The sequence below is a fragment of the Streptomyces sp. NPDC059443 genome (assembly GCF_042750105.1).
Classification (GTDB): Bacteria; Actinomycetota; Actinomycetes; order Streptomycetales; family Streptomycetaceae; genus Streptomyces.
Genome location: NZ_JBHYVM010000025.1, coordinates 73,641 through 90,770 on the forward strand (window position 1 = coordinate 73,641; position 17,130 = coordinate 90,770).

The following is a 17,130-nucleotide window of genomic DNA, read 5'->3' on the forward strand; positions in this document are numbered from 1 at the left end:
GGAGCGGCCCGTTCCGCAGGCGTCTCCACCGGCGTCTCCAGCGCGTCGCCGACACGTCTGCGTTCCGTCTCCGTCGGCCGTCAGACCGGCTCCGAAGGGGAATGCGCACGCCGGTCCAGCAGGTCCAGACAGATGCCGAGCAGCGAGACGGCCAGCGGGTCGGAAACGTCCGTGACCGCGTGCCGAGACAGCCGCGCCACCAGATCGCCCAGGCGCGGCACCGCGGTCGCGGCCTGCTGGCTGCGCCGCAGCAGCGCGAGGCTGAGCGCGGCCTGGGTCGCGAGCAGGCCCAGCAGCTCGATGTCGTCCAGCTCCCGGCCGGGGGCGCCCGCGTCGCGGGTGTGCCGGTCCAGCACCTCGATCACGCCGATGCACTCCCCGTCGGCGATGAGCGGGGCGGCCATGATGCTCGCGGGAACGTAGCCGGTGGACGCCGCCGCGTCGCGGGCGAACTGGTCGGTCCCGCCCACGTCGTCCGTGATCAGGGGCTGGCCGCTGGCCGCCACCCAGCCGGCGATGCCGGTACCGGGCTCGAAGCGCTTGCCGACGAGGCCCTGTTCGCCCTCGCCCGCGACCGCCGCGAAGATCAGCTCACCGGTGTCGGGACTCACCATGAACACCGACGACGCGGCGGCCCCGTAGATGTACCGGGCCACCGAGACGACGGACTGGAGCAGTTGGCTTTCGGTGGCCATCAACTCGGGTGACCAGGGCGTCATTTCACTCCTCCTCTGGGTGCCACGTTCGCGGCGCAGTGGTACAGGACGCTCTTGAGCTGGAACGGCGTGAGCCAGGGATGCTTGCCGAGGACGAGCGCCGCGATCCCGGCCATGTGCGGGGCCGCGAAGCTGTTGCCGGTGTTGCGGACGGTGCCGCCGCCGGGGCTCGCCACCGGCACGCGCACCCCGCGCGCGCGGAACTCGACCGGGGGCGCCGCGTTGTAGTAGAAGCGCATGCCGTCCGGCTCGGCGTGACTGGCGACCGAGACGACCGAGGCGAAGTTCCACGGGAAGCTTTCGATCGGCAGGTTGTGCGCGGCGGCCACCACCGTCGTCCGGCGGAAGTAGGCGCGGTCGCACAGCTCTCCCAGCCGGTCGCGGAACTCGATCCTGTTCGTCGACAGGCTCATGCTGATCACGTCGAACCCCTCCTCGACCGCGAAGGCGAGTCCGGCGATCAGCGCGGAGGCGCTGCCGGACCTCCCGTCGCCGAGCACCTTCAGCGAACTGAGCGACACCCCCGGCGCGATGGAGCGGATGATCCCCGCGCAAGCGGTGCCGTGCCCGGCGCTGTCGAGCGGCTCGCACTCCTCCACGCGCGGCGCCCGGCCCTCGGCCGTCACCACCTGCCACGCCCGCTCGACCGGCCCGACCAGCGGATGGGTCGCGTCGACACCGCTGTCGAGCACGCAGACGCGTACGCCCTCGCCGCTCGATCCGCCCCAGGCCCAGTCGGCGTCGATCCCCTCGAACAGGACCGTGGGCACGGGCTCGCCAGGGCCGCCGTCGGCCGGCATGCTCCAGGCCGGCATCCCGGAGGCGTGCGGTACCCGCTCGCGCCGCCAGGGCGCGTCGCTCACATCCACGCCCGTACCGCCTCCAGAGGTTTCGTGGCACCGACGGCCGCGTAGCTGTCGGCGGCCAGCACGGCCATGGCACGGGCACCCGACGGGTCGCCCAGGAGCCGGTGGGCACGGGCGAGGTCGAAGCAGACCTCGCCGCGCAGACAGGGGTCGTCGATGTCCTCCAACAAGGTGACCACTTCGCCGCGCATCGGATCGGACCGGCCCTCCTCGGCGGCGATCAGCACGGAGGCGGACATGCACAGGATCCGCCCCCGTACGTCCATCCGGTCGCCCTGTGCCAGGAGCTCCGCGATCCGGTCCGCGGCTTCGCCCGTCCCGTCGTGTCGCGCGAACTCGCGCGCCGCCTGCACCCGCATGGTCAGCGCCGTCGGCACGTAACCGGCCTGTTCGAGGGCGCCCGCCGCGCCGCGGAAGCACCGCTCGGCCTCCTCGTGCTCGCCCTCCAGCGAGGCCGCCAGACCGGCCACCTGGTCGACCAGGACGCCCCCCAGGGCCAGCCGGAGCTGCTCGACCACCGATTCGGCCTCGGCCAGCGCCGAGCGGGCACCGGAGCGGTCCCCGGTCAGCGCCAGGCAGCGGGCCCGGGCGGCCAGCGCGGGCAGCGCCAGGAACCGGTCCGCGGCGAACCGGTCGAGGAGCTCCGCGCAGCCCGACAGCTTCTCCGCCATGGGAGTCGCCGACCACTGCCGGATCTCGCACAGGGCCACCAGGAGGCGGTCCTCCTCGTACGGATCGTTGATGCCCCGGGCGTGCCCGAGCGCGGAGTCCGCGGCTTCCTCGGCCGCCCCGTACCGGCCGTGGTCCAGGTGGAACAGCATCCGCACCTGCTCGAACCGACACCAGGCGAACCGGTCGCGCCCGCAGCCGAGTTCCGCATCGGGCGGCCCCAGTTCCGCGCGCAGCTCCTCCACCTCCCCGGCCGTGACCCTGCCGAGCCGCGCCGCCAACAGGTACCGCTGGACCAGGCAGGGCCCCCCGGGCGAGCCGTCCGCGACCACCTCCAGGGCGCGCCGGGTGTCTCCGGCGAGCATGAGGGCGTCGCTGAGCCGGATGGCCGCGACCGCCAGGCAAGCGTCGGACCCCTTGCGCGCCAGTACGAGAGCTCGTTCGAGCAGCCCGATCGCCGTCGGCACATCACGCTGCCGGAGCGCCACGGTGCCCTCCGTCAGCAGCGCCTCGGCGGCCCGCCGGGTCAGCCCCGGCAGCTCCGCGTCGTCCGGGCGCAGCCCCGTCAGGAGCCGCGCGGCCGCTTCGAAGTGGAAGCCGGGGCCGAAGCCGCGCTCGGCCAGCCGCCGGTGCCACGCGATGCGCTGCTCCTTCTCCAGCCGCCCGTACGCCACTTCGTGCACCGGCTGCTGCGCGAAGCGGTAGCCGCCCTCCTCCGGCGTGGCATGGATCAGCCGCCGCCCCTTGAGCGCGTCCAGGCCCTGCGCGGGCAGCTCCTCGCCGAGCAGCGCGAGCTGTTCCAGGGTGAACGAAGGGCCGATCACCGAGGCCGCGCCGAGCAACCGCCGTGCTGGCGCCGGGAGTTGGTCGATCATCGCGCCCACCATGGCGGTGATGGTCGGCGGAGCCTGGTCGACGGTGCGGCCGCCCCTCAGCCAGTCCATCATCAGCCGGATGTACAGCGGATTCCCGGAGCTGTACTCCAGGACCCGGTCGACCAGGTCGAGGGCGTGCAGTTCCACCTCGCCGGCGTCCCCCCGCACGGCCAGCGAGAGCGCCAGCTCCGCGCTGTCGATCGGCAGCAGCGCCCCGAGGTCGATCACCTGCTCGTCCGGGAGCGGGGGACCGCCGTCCCGCGCCACCGGCTCCGGTCTGGACACGCAGACCGTCAGGAGCGGGATGTCCCGCAGCCCTTCGGCCAGTTCGCCGATCAGCGTCAGGAGCGACTGCCCCGCCCACGCGAGGTCGTCCCACACCACGACGAGCGGTCGGGACGCCGCGGCGGTGAGCAGTTCGCGCGCCGCCCAGGCCACCTCCTCGATCCCCGGCCCGGGAACGGCGGCGCCGGCGCCCGCGCCGCGGGGGAGCGAGGCCTCGCGCAGCCCGTCCAGCACCGCGGCGACCCGGCCGTCCGCCCGCAGCAGCTCCGCGCTGGCAGGGGCCTGCCGGGTCAGCCCGTCCAGCACCTCGACGAGCGCCGAGTAGGTGCCGTCCGCGCCGTAGGACGGACAGTTCCCGAACACGGCGATGGGCTCCGCCCCGGCCGCGACGAGATCGTCCAGGGCCTCCCTCACCAAGCGGGTCTTGCCGATGCCCGGCGGCCCGAGCACGGTCACCAGCTCGGGCCGCCGGTCGCGGGCCACCCGCTGGTAGATCAGGCGCAGCCGGCTCCGTTCGGCGCCGCGGTCCACCATGGGCGAGCCGTCGCCGGTCCGGTCGGCGGAGGCGGTGCCGGTCACCAGGAGCACGGGCACCGGCTCGGCCTTGCCCTTCAGCGCCACCGGAGCCACCGGGGCCATGGCGTAGTGCGCGCGGGCCAGGTGCGCCACGGTCTCGTTGACGATGATCTCCCCGGCCACCGCCAGCGATTGCAGGCGCGCGGCCAGGTTGACCACGTCTCCGACGACCCGGATCCCGGCCCTGGCCGAACGCGTCACCAGCGCCTCACCGGCCGCGATCCCGCAGTGCACCTCCACCGGCGCCGCGTCGGCGGCCGGTGTGCGCAGGTCACGGACTTCGATGCGGATGCGCGTGGCCGCCCGCAGCGCCCGTAGGGCGTCGTCCTCCCGCGAGGTGTCCGCGCCGAAGACCGCCATGACGGCGTCGCCGATGAACTTCTCCACGACCCCGCCGTGCTCCTCCACCGCGACCGAGCAGATCTCGTAGTACTCGTCGAGGAGCCGCTGCAACGCCTCCGGATCCACCCGCTCGGCGAGCCGGGTCCATCCGACGAGGTCGAGAAAGAGAACGACCACCAGTCTGCGGCTCATGCGCGGTCCTCCTCCAGGGGCGTGTTCCGTCGCCCGGCGGGGGCGGCACCGGGGTCAGAGCAGCTTCAGGTCGTGGGCCCACACCTCGGCGTCCGCCCCGGACTCCGCCTGGTTCAGCCGGTGCTGGACCGCCACGATGACGGTGGCCTCCTCCTCGGTGAGGTGCGCCAGGACCTCGCGCTGCGCCGCGCTCAACTGGTCGACCGGGAGTCCCGCTTCACGCAGAGCGGTCAGAGGATCGAACACGTCACTCACCCCATTCACGGGGCCGCACGGGGGCGGCCAGACATCGATCGGCAGGATCCGGTGGACGTAGCAGTAGGCCACCAGCTCCGCCCTGTTCTTGCAGTTGAACCGGTCGAGGAGGACGCTGATCTCCTCTCCCACGGTGTGTCTGCTCAGGCACAGCGCGCGCGCCACGCGGTCGGTCGTGTGGCCCCGCGCCACCATGGCCACCAGCACCAGGCCCCGGGTGGACATCTTGGGGCCCCGGATCGACGTCACCAACGCGAGCTCCTCACGACGTACTCCGTACGAACAACTCGCGCACCATCACGGCGGCCATGAAGGAGACGCCGTGCCAGCCCGCCTTGCGTTCGAACCACAGCCAGTCCCCGTCCGGATTGGCCTCCAGGAACACCGGCTCCCCGGTGTCGGACACGAGCAGGTCGAACGCCCCGTAGCGCAGGCCCCACGCGGCGCACAGGGTGCGCACCGCTTCGGCCGCGGGCTCCGGGCAGTCGACGCGCGTCACCTTGACGCTCTCGGGGTCCGTCATCGGACTCGACGGGCCGGGCTTCTGGACCTCGAAGGCGCAGATCCCGCCGTCGACTTGGTAGACCCGCAGCTCGCGGGCGTGGGCCACGTACTCCTGGACGACGACCGGACGCCCGTCGGCCGAGACCGCGCGGGCCGAGACCGCGCCGGCCGAGACTCCACCGGCCGAGACTCCATCGGCCGGTCCCCGAGTCGCCACCTCGCGGCCGACGACCGAGGGCAGGCACGCCGGCCAGTTCCGCGGCTCCGGCTCGAACAGCCGGAAGTCCGGCGTCTTGACGACGAGGACCGGCGCTCCCACCGCACGCGCACCCGCGGACACGTCGTTGGTGAGGACCGTCCGGGGCGTCCGCACGCCCAGCCTGCGGGCGTCCGCCAGCTGACCCGGCCCGACGACCGTCCCGCCCGGCAGCGAGACGGTCGCGGCCGACGCCACCTGACGCAGGAACCCGGACCACGATTCCGCCTGCAACGGTGTCACCGAGCCCGCCGGCCGCGCCTGCGCCAGCAGCGCGCAGGCCGATCCGTGGCGCACCCACACCACCGCCGGTCGGACGCGCCGCCCGGCGACGTCCAGCAGACCGGTGTCCATGTCGAACGCCATGGGCGTCGACGGGATTTCGTCTTGACGGATCAACAGGGTCGGTGTTTCCAACGGCCCCGTCAACGCGTCGCGAACGACCTCCAATTCGCGGCCGCCCGCGCAATTCACAAGAACCACAACGGATTTGCCGTCACGGTCCTCCGGATCCTCTGAACGGCTCATGCAGCCGATGTTAGCCACGGCATCGTGCGCGGGGCGGCAGAACAGGGGCAGCTCAAAGGCAGCTTGGGCAGGGCCCGTCGCACCACGGGCCGACAGGCGTAACGTCCACCCGCAGCAACACGATCGACAATCCTGAGAAACAGCGGACACAGGGTGGAAGGGAGAGATCGTGACCAGTGGTGTGGTGAACGCCGAAGAACTCACCAAGCGTTATCGCGGGAAAGAGACGCCGGCCGTCGACGGTATTTCGTTCGACATCGCCAAAGGCGAGACCATCGGTCTGCTGGGCCCCAACGGAGCCGGCAAGACGACCCTGATGAAGATGATCTGCGGCGTCACCCCTCCCACGACCGGGAGGATCCGGGTGTTCGGCGCGGACCCGGCCCGCGACCCGGTCGCGGCCAAGACCGGGATCGGCGCGATGCACCAGTCCGCCCCCTACGACGAGATGCTCTCCGCCCTGGACAACCTGCTCATCGCCACCCGCTTCAAGGGCCTGTCCTGGCGCACGACCCGGCCCTGGGCGCTGGAGGTGGCCGAGTACCTCGGTCTCAAGGACGCGCTGTCACGGCTCGTCTTCCAGCTGTCGGGGGGACAGCGCCAGCGGCTGCAGCTGGTACGGGCCCTCCTGACCATTCCCGAACTCCTCATCCTCGACGAGCCGTCGGCCGGCCTCGACGTGGCCGGCCGGCACGAGATCGAGCGCTTCGTACGGTGGCTGCGCGAGGAGAACGGCATGACCGTGATCTGGACCAGCCACATCATCGAGGAACTGGAGCGCAACGCCGAGCGCGTCCTGGTCATCAACAAGGGCAAGGTGGTCCGCTTCGCCCAACCGAGCGAGCTGGTGCGGGAGTTCGGCGGCGCCCACCTGCTGGTGAAGGTGGACGACGCGGTCGGGGCCAAGGTCGTCAAGGAGTGGGCCGGCACGGCCGGACTGACGGCGACGGCACTGGACGCCGAAGTGCGCATCGAGAACGCCCAGGTACGGGACGTGCTGCCGCAGCTCTCCCGGCACTGCCACGACTCCGGAGTGGCGATCTCGGGAATCTCCACCGTCACGGACTCGCTGGAGAAGGTCTTCCTCCGTATGACCGGGAATGAGGGCTGAGGCCGTGACCGACCTGGGATTCAAGAACACCGCGCCGGTGGGGAAAGGGAAACCGGCCGACTTCGCCGCGGTCTTCTACCGTGAATACGCGCTCCTCGCCCGCAACAGGGTCAACCTCATCCTCGGCCTGACGCCCATGCTCGTGTACCTGCTGCTCGTGAACACCTCGCTCGGAAACGTCGTCGGGAACATCGTCTACCGGGGCGAATCGCTTCCGTTCTCCGTGTTCCTCCTCCCCATGGTCCTGTCGATGTCGGTGGTGAGCGCATCGGGGACGACCGGCATGGCGATGTTCCAGGAGGAGATGAGCGGGGTGTCGACCCAGCTCTGGAGCTGGCCGCTGCGCCGGTCGCGCTTCCTGGCCGGCAAGCTGCTGGCCGGAGTCTCCCTGGTACTGGCGCAGAGCGTGCTGGCCCTGGCCGTCGCCGCGGTCATCTTCGACTACCCCTTCGAGGCCTCCCACTGGATCTGGCTGCTGCTCGCGCTGGCCCTGTCGTCGGTGGCCTTCAACGGGCTGTACCTCGCGGCGGCGGTCCTCATCAGCGACTACCGCACCTTCATGGTGCTCACCAGCATCTCGGTGCCCGTCCTGGTCTTCGCCGCGCCCTCGCTGTCCACGGCGCAGCAACTGCCCACCGTGCTCCAGTGGATCTCGGTGGTGAACCCGGTGACGTACGCGGTCACCGGCATGCGCGACGCCGCGATCTTCGGCCTGGACAAGGCGTGGCCGTCGCTGACGGTCCTGGCCGTCGTCGCCCTCGTAGCCAACGCCGTCGCCGCCCGCGCGCTGCTGCGGCGCACCCGCAACCTCTGACCCGCAGGGAGTCGCTCACCGTGCAGACCGAAGAATCCGCGCTGTCCTGGCTCGCCTCCCCGCAGGACCTCTCCGTGCTCCGCCTGCCGGGCACGAACAGGGCCCGCCCGCCGGCGGCTACCTGGGAGATGGCGAGCCGCGCCGCGGCGAAGGTGGGCGTCACCCGGGTCGCCGACATCACCCGGCTCGACACCATCGGCATCGCGACCTTCCAGGCCGTCCGGCCGCTGTCCAGAACCCTCGCCGTCTCCCAGGGCAAGGGGATGACGCCCGAGCTGGCCAAGCTGTCGGCGGTGATGGAATCGGTCGAGACCTGGCACGTGGAACAACCGGTGCGGCCCGCCCTGAGGGCGGCGCCGCGCGACATCGGCGCGGAGCTGGGCAAGGAGCTTGGCTACGACGTCCACGCCCTGCCGCCCTCCACGCCGAGCCTGCTGCACGACGGCCTCCCCCTGGACTGGATGGCGGCCCGCTCACTGGTCGACGGCGCGCGGACGTACGTACCCGTGGACCTCGTCCGGCTGAGCCTGGAGGAGAACACCGACTGGAACCCGCCGGTGTTCTTCGAGTCGACGAACGGCCTGGCCAGCGGCAACACACTGGTGGAAGCCACGCTCCACGCGCTCTGCGAGGTCATCGAGCGGGACGCGATGACGGCGGCCGTCGCGGCGGGGGGCGAGATGGGCGTACGGGTGGATCCGCGCAGCTCGGGGTCGGCGGAGGCCGCGGAACTGTGCGCGCTGATCGAGCGGGCCGGCGTCACCCTCGAAGTGCGCCTCGTACCGTCACCCACCGGTCTCCCGTGCTTCCTGGCCTGGGTCGCCGACCACGACTACCCGGCCCCGATGTTCGGTTTCGGCTGCCACCTCAACACCGGGATCGCCCTCACCCGCGCCGTGTCCGAAGCGGCCCAGGCCAGACTCGCGTACATCTCGGGGGCCAGGGACGACCTGAAGGAGGACTTCGCCGCTGCGGACACCGACCGCCTGAACAGGGCGCACGAAGCCCCGGCGGCCGGCATCCCGGACCTGGTCAGGGAGCCGCCCCGGCACGAGGGCCTGGTCGGTGATCTCGGGTACGTGGTCCGGCAGGCGGCCGAGGCCTTCTCCCACCCGCCCCTCGTGGTGGACCTGACCCGCGACGACATCGGTGTTCCGGTCGTCAAGGTGGTCGCACCGGGCAGCCGTGTTTCTCCGGAGGTGCTGTAGTGACTGGAACGAGCGTGAGTACGTCCAGGGTGGTCGTGTACGTCGGGCCGACGCTCTCCGCGGCCGACGTACGCGCGGTGCTCCCGGACGCGGAGGTCCGGCCCCCCGCCGGCCGGGGCGACCTCCTGGCGGACCCGTGGCGGCCCGGCGACGTGGCCGTCGTCATCGACGGCTACTTCCGCGAGCGGCGGTCCGTCGGCCACAAGGAGATCCTCCAACTGCTCACCGAGGGCGTGGACGTCGTGGGGGCCGCGAGCATGGGCGCGCTGCGCGCCGCGGAGCTGGGGCCCTGCGGCATGCGGGGCGTCGGCGTCGTCCACGAGATGTACGCCTCGGGCGAGATCGACGGGGACGACGAGGTGGGCGTACTGCACGGCCCGGCCGAGATGGGCTATCCGCCGCAGACCGTGGCGCTGGTGAACCTCCGGTACGGCTGCGCGGAGGGGGAGGAGCTGGACCTGGTCCCGGCGGAGTCCGGGCGACGGATCCTGGCGGCGGCCGCGGCCCTGCCGTTCACCCACCGCGGCTGGAAGGACATCGAACGGGAGGTGGAGGAACAGGACCACGCGGCGCTGTGGACGCTGGAGGAGATGATCGGCTCCGGTGTCTGGGACCTCAAGCGGCTCGACGCCCTGGCGGCGCTCGGCGCGATCGCGACGGGCGAGGCCGACGACGGAGCAGTGGAGCCCGGCCCGGACGCCGCCGGGCACGTGCCCTTCACCGGGATCAGCCGTACCCAGTCCCTGGTCCGCGGGACCCGGCGGGAGTACGCCCCCGGCCGGTGGATGTCCGACCTCGATGTCCTCGACGCGGCACGGCTGTTCGACGCCGACTACCCCGCGCTGCACGAGGAGGTCCTGACCGGTGTCCTGGCGGAGCTCGCCGCCGCCCGGGACCTGACGGCCGGGGCGTACGCGACGGCCAGACTGGGGCTGGACGGCCGGACCCCGCTGCCGGACCCCCTCGCCCGCTGGTTCACGGAGCCCGAACGCGAGCACCTCACCGGCGAGGAGCGGGCCCGGCTGCTCATGGTGCGGGTGTGGCCCGTGTGGCAGTCGGTCGACTGGCGGCCGGCGGTCCTGGCCCGGCTGCGGGACTCCGAACGCTGGGAGGAGTGGTGCGCCCTCGTGGCGCAGGCCGACGAGGCCGCAGAAGCGGCCCGCCCGCGGCTCGTGGTCCCGCCACCGGCGATGTGCGCGAAGCTCTTCCTGCGCCACTGGCAGCGGCGCGGCACGACATCGGACGCCGAGATGGCCCGCCGGGGGTTCTCCACCCCGGAGGAACTGGGCGGCGCCGTAAGGCGGTTCTTCGCCTACGACATCCGCCGGGGCCGCAGCCGAGGGAACGCCGCCGCGCGGTGAGGCGGGTTCGCCGGGGCCTTCCGTTCCGCCGCGCGCACGGCCTCAGGCGCCGTTCCCGGTCCACGGACGGAGCTTCTCCGGGTTGCGGACCGCCCAGATGTGGGTGACGCGGCCGCCGGAGAGACCGAGGGCCGCCACGGTCACGGTGGTGCCGGTGTGCTGGGCGACCAGGCCCGGCCGGCCGTTGACCGTGCGCTCCAGGAGCGTCAGCCCGGGGGCCTTGTCGGAGATGTGGATCAGGTACTGGGCGATGCGCTCGCCGCCCTCGACGGGGCGCAGGGCGGCGCCGGCCAGGCCGCCGCCGTCGGCGGTCATCGTGGCGTCGGGGGCGAGGAGTCCGACGAGGGCCTTGATGTCCTTGGCCTCCCAAGCCTCCTTGAACTCCCGTACCAGGCCTGCCTGTCCGGCCGCAGGAACCGTCGCGGCCGCCGGGGCCTGCGCGGCCCGGACGCGCCGGCGGGCCGAGGTGGCCAGCTGGCGGCAGGCCGCGGGCGAGCGGCCGAGGATCCCGGCGACCTCGGCGAAGGGGTAGCGGAAGACGTCGTGCAGGACGAACGCCACGCGTTCGGCCGGGGTCATCGCCTCCAGCACGATGAGGAAGGCCATGTTCACCGACTCGTCCAGGGTGACCTGGTCGGCGGGGTCGCCCGGCCCGGCCGCGCCGCCGGCCGCCGGCCCGCCGCCCCACTCCGTACGGTCGGGCAGCGGCTCGGGTATCCACGCGCCGACGTACCGCTCGCGCCGCACCCGCGCCGAGCCGAGCAGGTCCAGGCACACGCGGCTGGCCACCGTCGTCAGCCAGGCGCCGGGCGACTCGACGGCCTCCCGCTGCCGCCGCGACATCGCGTACCAGCGGGTGTACGTCTCCTGTACGGCGTCCTCGGCCTCGGCGAGCGAACCGAGCATCCGGTAGGAGAGGTTGATCAGCTGACGCCGCTCGCCGACGACCGCACTCAGGTCCGGCTCCGACCGTCGCCGCACTGATTCGACTGGCGTGCTCATGGTTGCGACCGTTCCCTCGTTCTTCGCCTCGCCTCACATTTCGCGGGGCTGCGTCGTCGGACCGTCGAGACACTACCGATCCACCGCCGCGAGGCAGAAGAGGGGACCACATCATGGCCACCCAGACGATGGCAGTACCGCGCACCAGCACGTTCGTGCAGGTCACGATCGCCCTTCAGACCCTGGCGATCTTCTTCCAGGCGGTCACCGCCGGACTGCTGCTGTCCACCTCGTACGGCGAGACCCTGCACGGGGTCGGCGCACGCGTCATGTACGGGGCGACAATGCTGTACCTGATCGCCGCGATCCTGGCCTGGCGGCCGGGCGGCGGCTCGCCCCGCCCCATCCTGTACGCGTCGGGTTTCCTCGTGCTCGCCTCGGTGCAGGTGGTACTGGGCGTCGCCCACATACCGATGTTCCATGTCCCGCTGGGCGTCCTGATGTTCGGCCTGAGCGTGCTGGTCCTGGGTCAGGCGCTGTCCACCCGCCTGTCGCGGCGCGCGGGCGGTACCCGGCCGTAGGGCCCGCCGCCGCGATCAGGGCGACGGCTTCGGGCGGGTGGTGCCCGGGAGGCAGGTCACGGCCGAGTTGTAGGTCTGGAACGCCCCCTTGGGGTTCTCCTTCCAGAGCCACAGGTGCATCGCGTAGTGGATGGGCTGGCCGCGGAAGTGGCCGCGGTGCGGGCCCGTGAACTTCCGGCCGAACATCGACGGGCGGTCGTCGTCCGTGGCCATGTCCTGGTCGCGGTCGTAGACCACCCACTGGACACCGACGAGGCGTTTGCCGCCCCGCTGGTCGTCCTCGTAGAACAGGGCCGCGGGCTTCGCCGGGTCGACGGAATTGTCGTACGCGTGGTTGAAGTGCGGGTAGCCGAGAGACCCCGATCCCGCCCGGTCCACGATGCAGTACTTGTCCGGGACGTAGCCCGCCTTCACCGCGTTGGCGTGCTGCTGGAACGGGGCGGTCGCGCGGTACGCGATCGCCCGCTCGATGCGGGCCCTGGCGTTGTCCGCGCCGTTCGAGGGCGCGGTGGTGGCGGACGCGCCGGCGGCGGACGCGGTGGTGGGAGCGGCGGCGGCCACCAGGGCGAGGGCGGCGGCCGCCGCGAGGGTCAGGGGGGAACTGCGGGCCATGCGCGGACTCCTCGGTCGCGGGCGAAGGTTGCCTGACGACAGGCCCTAGCAGCATGTCTCCCGGCCACGGGGCCCGCCACACGGCCGGTCCGGACGGCTGACCCCCCGACGCCGCATCTGGCGGAGCGCTCTGACTCGAACGAACCAAGGACCGTTTCGCGGCGGGCCTCCACGGGGAACCGGTGTCGGCACGGAACACCGATGTCACGGAGGACGCGGAGCATGACGCAGGAGAATGCGGCACCGACCGGCGACGAACCGCTGAACGAGCTGGTGACGGCCGTGTCCAGGGGCACACCGGAGTACCGCGCCTGCCCGTACCCCGTCTACGCCGCCCTGCGCGAGCAGGCGCCGGTATGTCGGCTGACGCCTCCGCACGGGGTCGAGACCTACCTCATCACCCGCTACGACGACGCCCGCGACGCCCTGTCGGACCGGCGCTTCAGCAAGAACATGCGCGGGGCCATCGACACGTACCACGCCGTGTTCGGCAGCTTCTTCGACGCGCTGGACGACAACGTCCTCTTCTCGGACCCGCCGCGCCACACCCGTCTGCGCCGCGTCCTGCGCAGCGCCTTCACCCCGCGCCGGGTGGAGGACATGCGACCGCGGATCACGGAGATCGCCGAGGGACTCCTGCGGGAATGCCGCAAGAGCGAAACGGTCGACCTGATGTCCGCCTTCGCGTTCCCGCTCCCCATCGCGGTCCTGTGCGAGCTGATGGGGATCACCGAAGCCGACCGGCCCGAGATCCTGGAGCAGTTCGGGGTGGTGACGCGGTCCAGGTTCAACCCCGCGCTGAAGGCGGAGCTGAAGGCGGCCGAGGGATGGCTCCAGCAGCGGCTGGGCCAGATCGTCTCCCACACGCGGGCCAACCCGTCGGACTGCTTCCTCAGCGACCTGATCACGGCGGAGGAAGGCCTCGACGACGCGGACCTGGTGTCCTCGATGTGGGTCCTGTTCTTCGCCGGCCACAAGACCACCGCCTACCAGATCGGCAACTCGGTCCTCGACCTGATCCTCCATCCGGAGCAGCTGGCGAAGCTCCGCCGGGATCCCCGGCTGATCCACGGCGCGATCGAGGAACTCGTACGGTTCGACGGCTCGGTGGAGACCTCGACGTTCCGGTACGCGGCCGAGGAGGCCGAGATCCGGGGAACCGTGATTCCCAAGGGGGCGCTGGTCCAGATCGCGCTCTCCTCGGCGAACCGGGACCACGAGAAGTTCGACGCCGCCGACGAGCTGGACGTGACGCGGGAGGGGATCCAGGGAACGCACCTGGGCTTCGGCCACGGAACGCACTACTGCCTGGGAGCCCCGCTGGCACGGCTCGAACTGGAAATCGCGCTCTCCTGCCTGCTCCGGGAGTTCCCGGAGATGGAGCTGGCGGCCGAGGAGGAGGGCGGGGGCGCCTGGCTCAAGGGCCCCGTGGCGGCCTTCCGCGGTCTGGAGCGGCTCCTGATCGTCCTGGAACCGCGGCCGGCCGGGGACTTCGCCCTGGCACCGGTGGCCTCCGCAGAGTAGACGAGACCGACGGGCGGTTCTTTGGCATGCGCAATTCTGGGAGTACGACCGGCCCGGAGCTCCAGGAGGCCCCTCCGCAACCGGACGGCGTCCACGGAGCCCGGGCGAAGATCGACATGCACCATCACTTCTGCGCACCCCAGTGGCGTGCGTGGGCCGAGCAGCACGGGCTGATCCAGCCGGAACAGCTGCCCCGCTGGGCGTACCTCGACGCCGAGGCCTCCGTCCGGTTCATGGACCGCGCGGGCATCTCCACGGCCGTGCTCAAACCCATGCTTCCGGCCCGCTACGGTTCGTCGGCGCAGCTGCGCGAAGCCGTCAACATCACGCTGCAGTCGATGATGGAGGTGGTGAGCGCGTACCCGTCGCGGTTCTCGTTCTACGTGCCCCTCTTCCTGGACGACGCCGACGCGTCCTCCTGGGCGGTCCGCCGGGGTCTGGGGCAACTCGGCGCCGTCGGGGTGAACGTGACGGCCAACTACGGCGGCGTGTACCTCGGGGATCCCGGCTACGACCGGATCTTCGCCGAGCTGAACGAGTCCTCCGCCGTGGTCGACACCCACCCGCACCATCTGCCGGGCGGTCGCCCCGGTGCGATGACGGTTCCTGGCGTTCCGAACTTCATGTGCGACTTCCTGCTGGACACCACACGGGCCGCCGTGAACATGATCAGCAACAGGACGCTGGACCGGTTCCCCGACATCTCCGTGATCCTGCCCCACGCCGGCGGGTTCCTGCCGTACATCGCCAACCGCATGCAGGCGCTGGGCCGGTTCTGCGATCCGCCGGTCGAACCGGCCGCCGTCCGCGACCACTTGGGCCGCTTCTACTACGACACGGCGGGTCCCATGGAGCCGGCCGCCACGCTCCTGGCCCATGTGCCCGCCGACCACGTCCTGTTCGGCACCGACTGGCCCGCCGCGCCCGCGGACACGGTCATGGACCTGGCGATCCCCGCGCTCGACGCCGACCCGGCCTTCACCGCCGGGCAACTGAGCGGGGTCTACCGCGAGAACGCGCTGCGCCTGATCCCGCAGCTGGCCACGGTGTAGCCCCGCCCCTCGTGAACACCGGAGCCCGCGCCCGAATCCGGGCGCGGGCTCCTTTGCCCGTGATGGGCGACCACGGGCTGCGGGGCGGTCAGTCGCGCCCGCCCGGCGCGAGCCCGGAGGTCGGCGCGGTGGGGCGGCCGGGGAGGAAGAGGGAGCCCAGGCCGGCGCAGGCGGTGAAGAGGGCTGCGCAGAGGAAGGCCCGGCCGTAACCGGCGGTGAGGGCCTGGGTGGTGGAGCCGATGTGATCGCGTGCGGTGTGGGAGGCGATGGTCGCGAGGATCGCGAGACCGAGCGAGCCGCCCACCTGGCGCGAGGTGTTGACCAGCCCGGAGGCCAGGCCCGCTTCGCGACGCTCGATGCCGGTGGTGGCCGCCGCGGTGACGGGAAGCATGCACATTCCCAGGCCGAGGGCGCACAGCACGAAGGGCGCGGCCACCGCGGTGAGGAAGGGGCCGTTCCCGCCGATGCGCGAGAGCCACAGGAAGCCGAAGGTGCTGAGGGACATGCCGGTGACCAGGAGGGGGCGCGGGCCGGTGCGCTGGATGAGGTGCGCGGAGGTCCGGGTGCCCACGATGATCCCGAGGCAGCCGGGCAGGAACCACACCCCGGTCTCCAGGGCGCTGTAGCCGAGGACTTGCTGCATGTAGAGGGAGAGCAGGAACCACAGCGCGAACATCGCCGAACCCAGGCCGATCATGACCAGGTTGGAGATGGCCAGGGTGGGGCGGCGCAGGACGGCGAGGGGAACCAGTGGCGCGGCGACCTTCGACTCGATGAGGGTGAAGGCGGCCAGGAGCAGGAGGCCCACGAGGAGGGCGGCCCAGACGTGGGGGGAGGTCCAGGGCGTGGACGTGGTGGAGATGATTCCGTAGACCAGGGCGGTCAGACCGGCGGTGACGGTCAGCGCGCCGGGCAGGTCCAGGCGGCGCAGACCGCCGTGACCGCCGTGGTGCCCGTGTCCGACGGGTACGTGGACGAGCGCGGCGACGAAGAAGGCGACGCCGATGGGGACGTTGACGAAGAAGACCCAGCGCCAGCCGGCGTACGCGGTCAGCAACCCGCCGGCCATCGCCCCGACCGCACCGGCGGCGGCGTTGACCGAGGCCCAGGCCCCCATCGCGCGGGCCCGGGCCGGGGGCTCCGTGAAGGTGGCCATGATGAGCGTGAGCGTGGCGGGGGCCAGGACCGCACCACCGACTCCCTGCACCGCTCGGGCCGCGATCAGCATCGCGCCGTCGGTGGCGAGCCCGCAGGCGAGCGAGGCGACGGTGAAGACGCCGAGGCCCGCGAGGAACGTGCGCCGGGCGCCGACCAGGTCGGCGGCCCGGCCGCCCAGGAGCAGCAGTCCGGCGAAGCCGAGGGTGTAGGCGTTGACGATCCACTGCTGCCCGGCCGGGCTCAGGCCGAGGGACGCCTTCATGTCGGGCAGGGCGATGTTCACGATCGAGACGTCCAGGACGACCATGAACTGGGCCGCGCAGGCGATCAACAGGATCATCGGCGTCCACACGCCGGGGTTCGTGGACGGTCCGGGGTCTGTGCGGAGTGAGGGCGGAGCGCTGGTCATGGGGGTTCCTCACGGGCAGTGGACGGGGCGGATCAAGCGCATCAATCCCATGACATCTCTGCCCCCGCGGCGGACCGTCGTCACAGGCGGTCGGCATCCGGGTGACTCGCGGGGGGCTTGCCCGTCCACAGCGGGCGATCGGGCGGAGGGAATGATCACCTCTGGCCACTTTCAACTTATAGCGCACAGGGGGGCTTGCGGCAAGGGCCCCTTCGTCCCGCACAATCGCAGGCCGAGGCCGGAACCGGCGGAAATGAGAGATTCGCGGAGTGCGTGTGCGTTCGGAGTTGACCG

The 17,130-nt window shown here is 71.9% G+C and carries 15 protein-coding genes; 7 read left to right on the top strand and 8 right to left on the bottom strand.

The genetic code is table 11. The features are described 5' to 3' along the window. Nucleotides 1-80: 80 nt before the first annotated feature. The 5 genes from ACFXDJ_RS23520 to ACFXDJ_RS23540 are packed head-to-tail and all read right to left on the bottom strand — an operon-like array spanning nt 81 to nt 5,902. Nucleotides 81-719, bottom strand: a complete 639-nt coding sequence (locus ACFXDJ_RS23520) for a GAF domain-containing protein (RefSeq protein ID WP_384659992.1) — start codon at nt 717-719, stop codon at nt 81-83. After that, on the bottom strand, nt 716-1,579 hold the full coding sequence (locus ACFXDJ_RS23525) for a S8 family serine peptidase (RefSeq protein WP_384850198.1): 864 nt from the start codon (nt 1,577-1,579) through the stop codon (nt 716-718). The genes ACFXDJ_RS23520 and ACFXDJ_RS23525 overlap by 4 nt, the downstream gene beginning before the upstream one ends. Next, nucleotides 1,576-4,521: an AAA family ATPase gene (locus tag ACFXDJ_RS23530; protein ID WP_384659986.1), complete on the bottom strand. Its 2,946-nt coding sequence runs from the start codon at nt 4,519-4,521 to the stop codon at nt 1,576-1,578. Before ACFXDJ_RS23530 ends, ACFXDJ_RS23525 begins: the two co-directional genes overlap by 4 nt. A 54-nt stretch (nt 4,522-4,575) precedes the next feature. Beyond that, complete coding sequence (locus tag ACFXDJ_RS23535; protein WP_384659983.1) at nt 4,576-5,025, bottom strand: aroma-sacti cluster domain-containing protein; 450 nt, start codon at nt 5,023-5,025, stop codon at nt 4,576-4,578. Nucleotides 5,026-5,038: 13 nt separating this feature from the next. After that, nucleotides 5,039-5,902 (bottom strand): hypothetical protein, encoded by an 864-nt coding sequence (locus ACFXDJ_RS23540; RefSeq protein WP_384659981.1) that lies wholly within the window; start codon nt 5,900-5,902, stop codon nt 5,039-5,041. 331 nt (nt 5,903-6,233) lie between these two features. Between ACFXDJ_RS23540 and ACFXDJ_RS23545 the strand changes: the two genes are divergently transcribed. Genes ACFXDJ_RS23545 through ACFXDJ_RS23560 form a run of 4 tightly spaced genes read left to right on the top strand, consistent with a single transcriptional unit; the run spans nt 6,234 to nt 10,558 of the window. Next, nucleotides 6,234-7,175, top strand: a complete 942-nt coding sequence (locus ACFXDJ_RS23545; RefSeq protein WP_384850201.1) for an ABC transporter ATP-binding protein — start codon at nt 6,234-6,236, stop codon at nt 7,173-7,175. Nucleotides 7,176-7,179: 4 nt separating this feature from the next. After that, entirely contained in the window at nt 7,180-7,989 is an 810-nt protein-coding gene (locus tag ACFXDJ_RS23550) for an ABC transporter permease (protein ID WP_384659977.1), read from the top strand. 20 nt (nt 7,990-8,009) lie between these two features. After that, the gene (locus ACFXDJ_RS23555) at nt 8,010-9,197 is read left to right on the top strand and encodes a YcaO-like family protein (RefSeq protein ID WP_384659975.1); all 1,188 of its coding nucleotides are present in this window, start codon (nt 8,010-8,012) and stop codon (nt 9,195-9,197) included. A 14-nt stretch (nt 9,198-9,211) separates the two neighbouring features. Further along, entirely contained in the window at nt 9,212-10,558 is a 1,347-nt protein-coding gene (locus ACFXDJ_RS23560; protein ID WP_384659973.1) for a TfuA-like protein, read from the top strand. A gap of 42 nt (nt 10,559-10,600) precedes the next feature. Here the strand turns inward: ACFXDJ_RS23560 and sigJ are convergent, their stop codons facing one another. Then, nucleotides 10,601-11,560, bottom strand: coding sequence for an RNA polymerase sigma factor SigJ (gene sigJ / locus ACFXDJ_RS23565; protein ID WP_384850204.1), 960 nt, complete (start codon nt 11,558-11,560; stop codon nt 10,601-10,603). A 113-nt stretch (nt 11,561-11,673) separates the two neighbouring features. On the opposite strand from sigJ, the gene ACFXDJ_RS23570 reads away from it, so the two are divergent. Next, on the top strand, nt 11,674-12,081 hold the full coding sequence (locus tag ACFXDJ_RS23570) for a hypothetical protein (RefSeq protein ID WP_384661766.1): 408 nt from the start codon (nt 11,674-11,676) through the stop codon (nt 12,079-12,081). 15 nt (nt 12,082-12,096) lie between these two features. Here the strand turns inward: ACFXDJ_RS23570 and ACFXDJ_RS23575 are convergent, their stop codons facing one another. Next, complete coding sequence (locus ACFXDJ_RS23575) at nt 12,097-12,693, bottom strand: hypothetical protein (protein WP_384661764.1); 597 nt, start codon at nt 12,691-12,693, stop codon at nt 12,097-12,099. 222 nt (nt 12,694-12,915) lie between these two features. Between ACFXDJ_RS23575 and ACFXDJ_RS23580 the strand changes: the two genes are divergently transcribed. Together ACFXDJ_RS23580 and ACFXDJ_RS23585 are read left to right on the top strand one after the other, a co-directional pair. Then, entirely contained in the window at nt 12,916-14,217 is a 1,302-nt protein-coding gene (locus ACFXDJ_RS23580) for a cytochrome P450 (RefSeq protein WP_384661762.1), read from the top strand. A 26-nt stretch (nt 14,218-14,243) separates the two neighbouring features. Continuing rightward, entirely contained in the window at nt 14,244-15,269 is a 1,026-nt protein-coding gene (locus ACFXDJ_RS23585) for an amidohydrolase family protein (protein ID WP_384661759.1), read from the top strand. Between the two features lie 88 nt (nt 15,270-15,357). Here ACFXDJ_RS23585 and ACFXDJ_RS23590 read toward each other — a convergent pair whose 3' ends face one another. Beyond that, the gene (locus tag ACFXDJ_RS23590) at nt 15,358-16,836 is read right to left on the bottom strand and encodes an MFS transporter (protein ID WP_384661756.1); all 1,479 of its coding nucleotides are present in this window, start codon (nt 16,834-16,836) and stop codon (nt 15,358-15,360) included. Nucleotides 16,837-17,130: the final 294 nt, after the last annotated feature.

What these genes read in the sequence shown, in the direction of transcription:
- sigJ (WP_384850204.1), bottom strand. Translation starts at nt 11,560, where the DNA reads ATGAGCACGCCAGTCGAATCAGTGCGGCGACGGTCGGAGCCGGACCTG.
- ACFXDJ_RS23580 (WP_384661762.1), top strand. Translation starts at nt 12,916, where the DNA reads ATGACGCAGGAGAATGCGGCACCGACCGGCGACGAACCGCTGAACGAG.
- ACFXDJ_RS23575 (WP_384661764.1), bottom strand. Translation starts at nt 12,693, where the DNA reads ATGGCCCGCAGTTCCCCCCTGACCCTCGCGGCGGCCGCCGCCCTCGCC.
- ACFXDJ_RS23590 (WP_384661756.1), bottom strand. Translation starts at nt 16,836, where the DNA reads ATGACCAGCGCTCCGCCCTCACTCCGCACAGACCCCGGACCGTCCACG.
- ACFXDJ_RS23530 (WP_384659986.1), bottom strand. Translation starts at nt 4,521, where the DNA reads ATGAGCCGCAGACTGGTGGTCGTTCTCTTTCTCGACCTCGTCGGATGG.
- ACFXDJ_RS23540 (WP_384659981.1), bottom strand. Translation starts at nt 5,902, where the DNA reads ATGGCGTTCGACATGGACACCGGTCTGCTGGACGTCGCCGGGCGGCGC.
- ACFXDJ_RS23520 (WP_384659992.1), bottom strand. Translation starts at nt 719, where the DNA reads ATGACGCCCTGGTCACCCGAGTTGATGGCCACCGAAAGCCAACTGCTC.
- ACFXDJ_RS23585 (WP_384661759.1), top strand. Translation starts at nt 14,244, where the DNA reads ATGCGCAATTCTGGGAGTACGACCGGCCCGGAGCTCCAGGAGGCCCCT.
- ACFXDJ_RS23570 (WP_384661766.1), top strand. Translation starts at nt 11,674, where the DNA reads ATGGCCACCCAGACGATGGCAGTACCGCGCACCAGCACGTTCGTGCAG.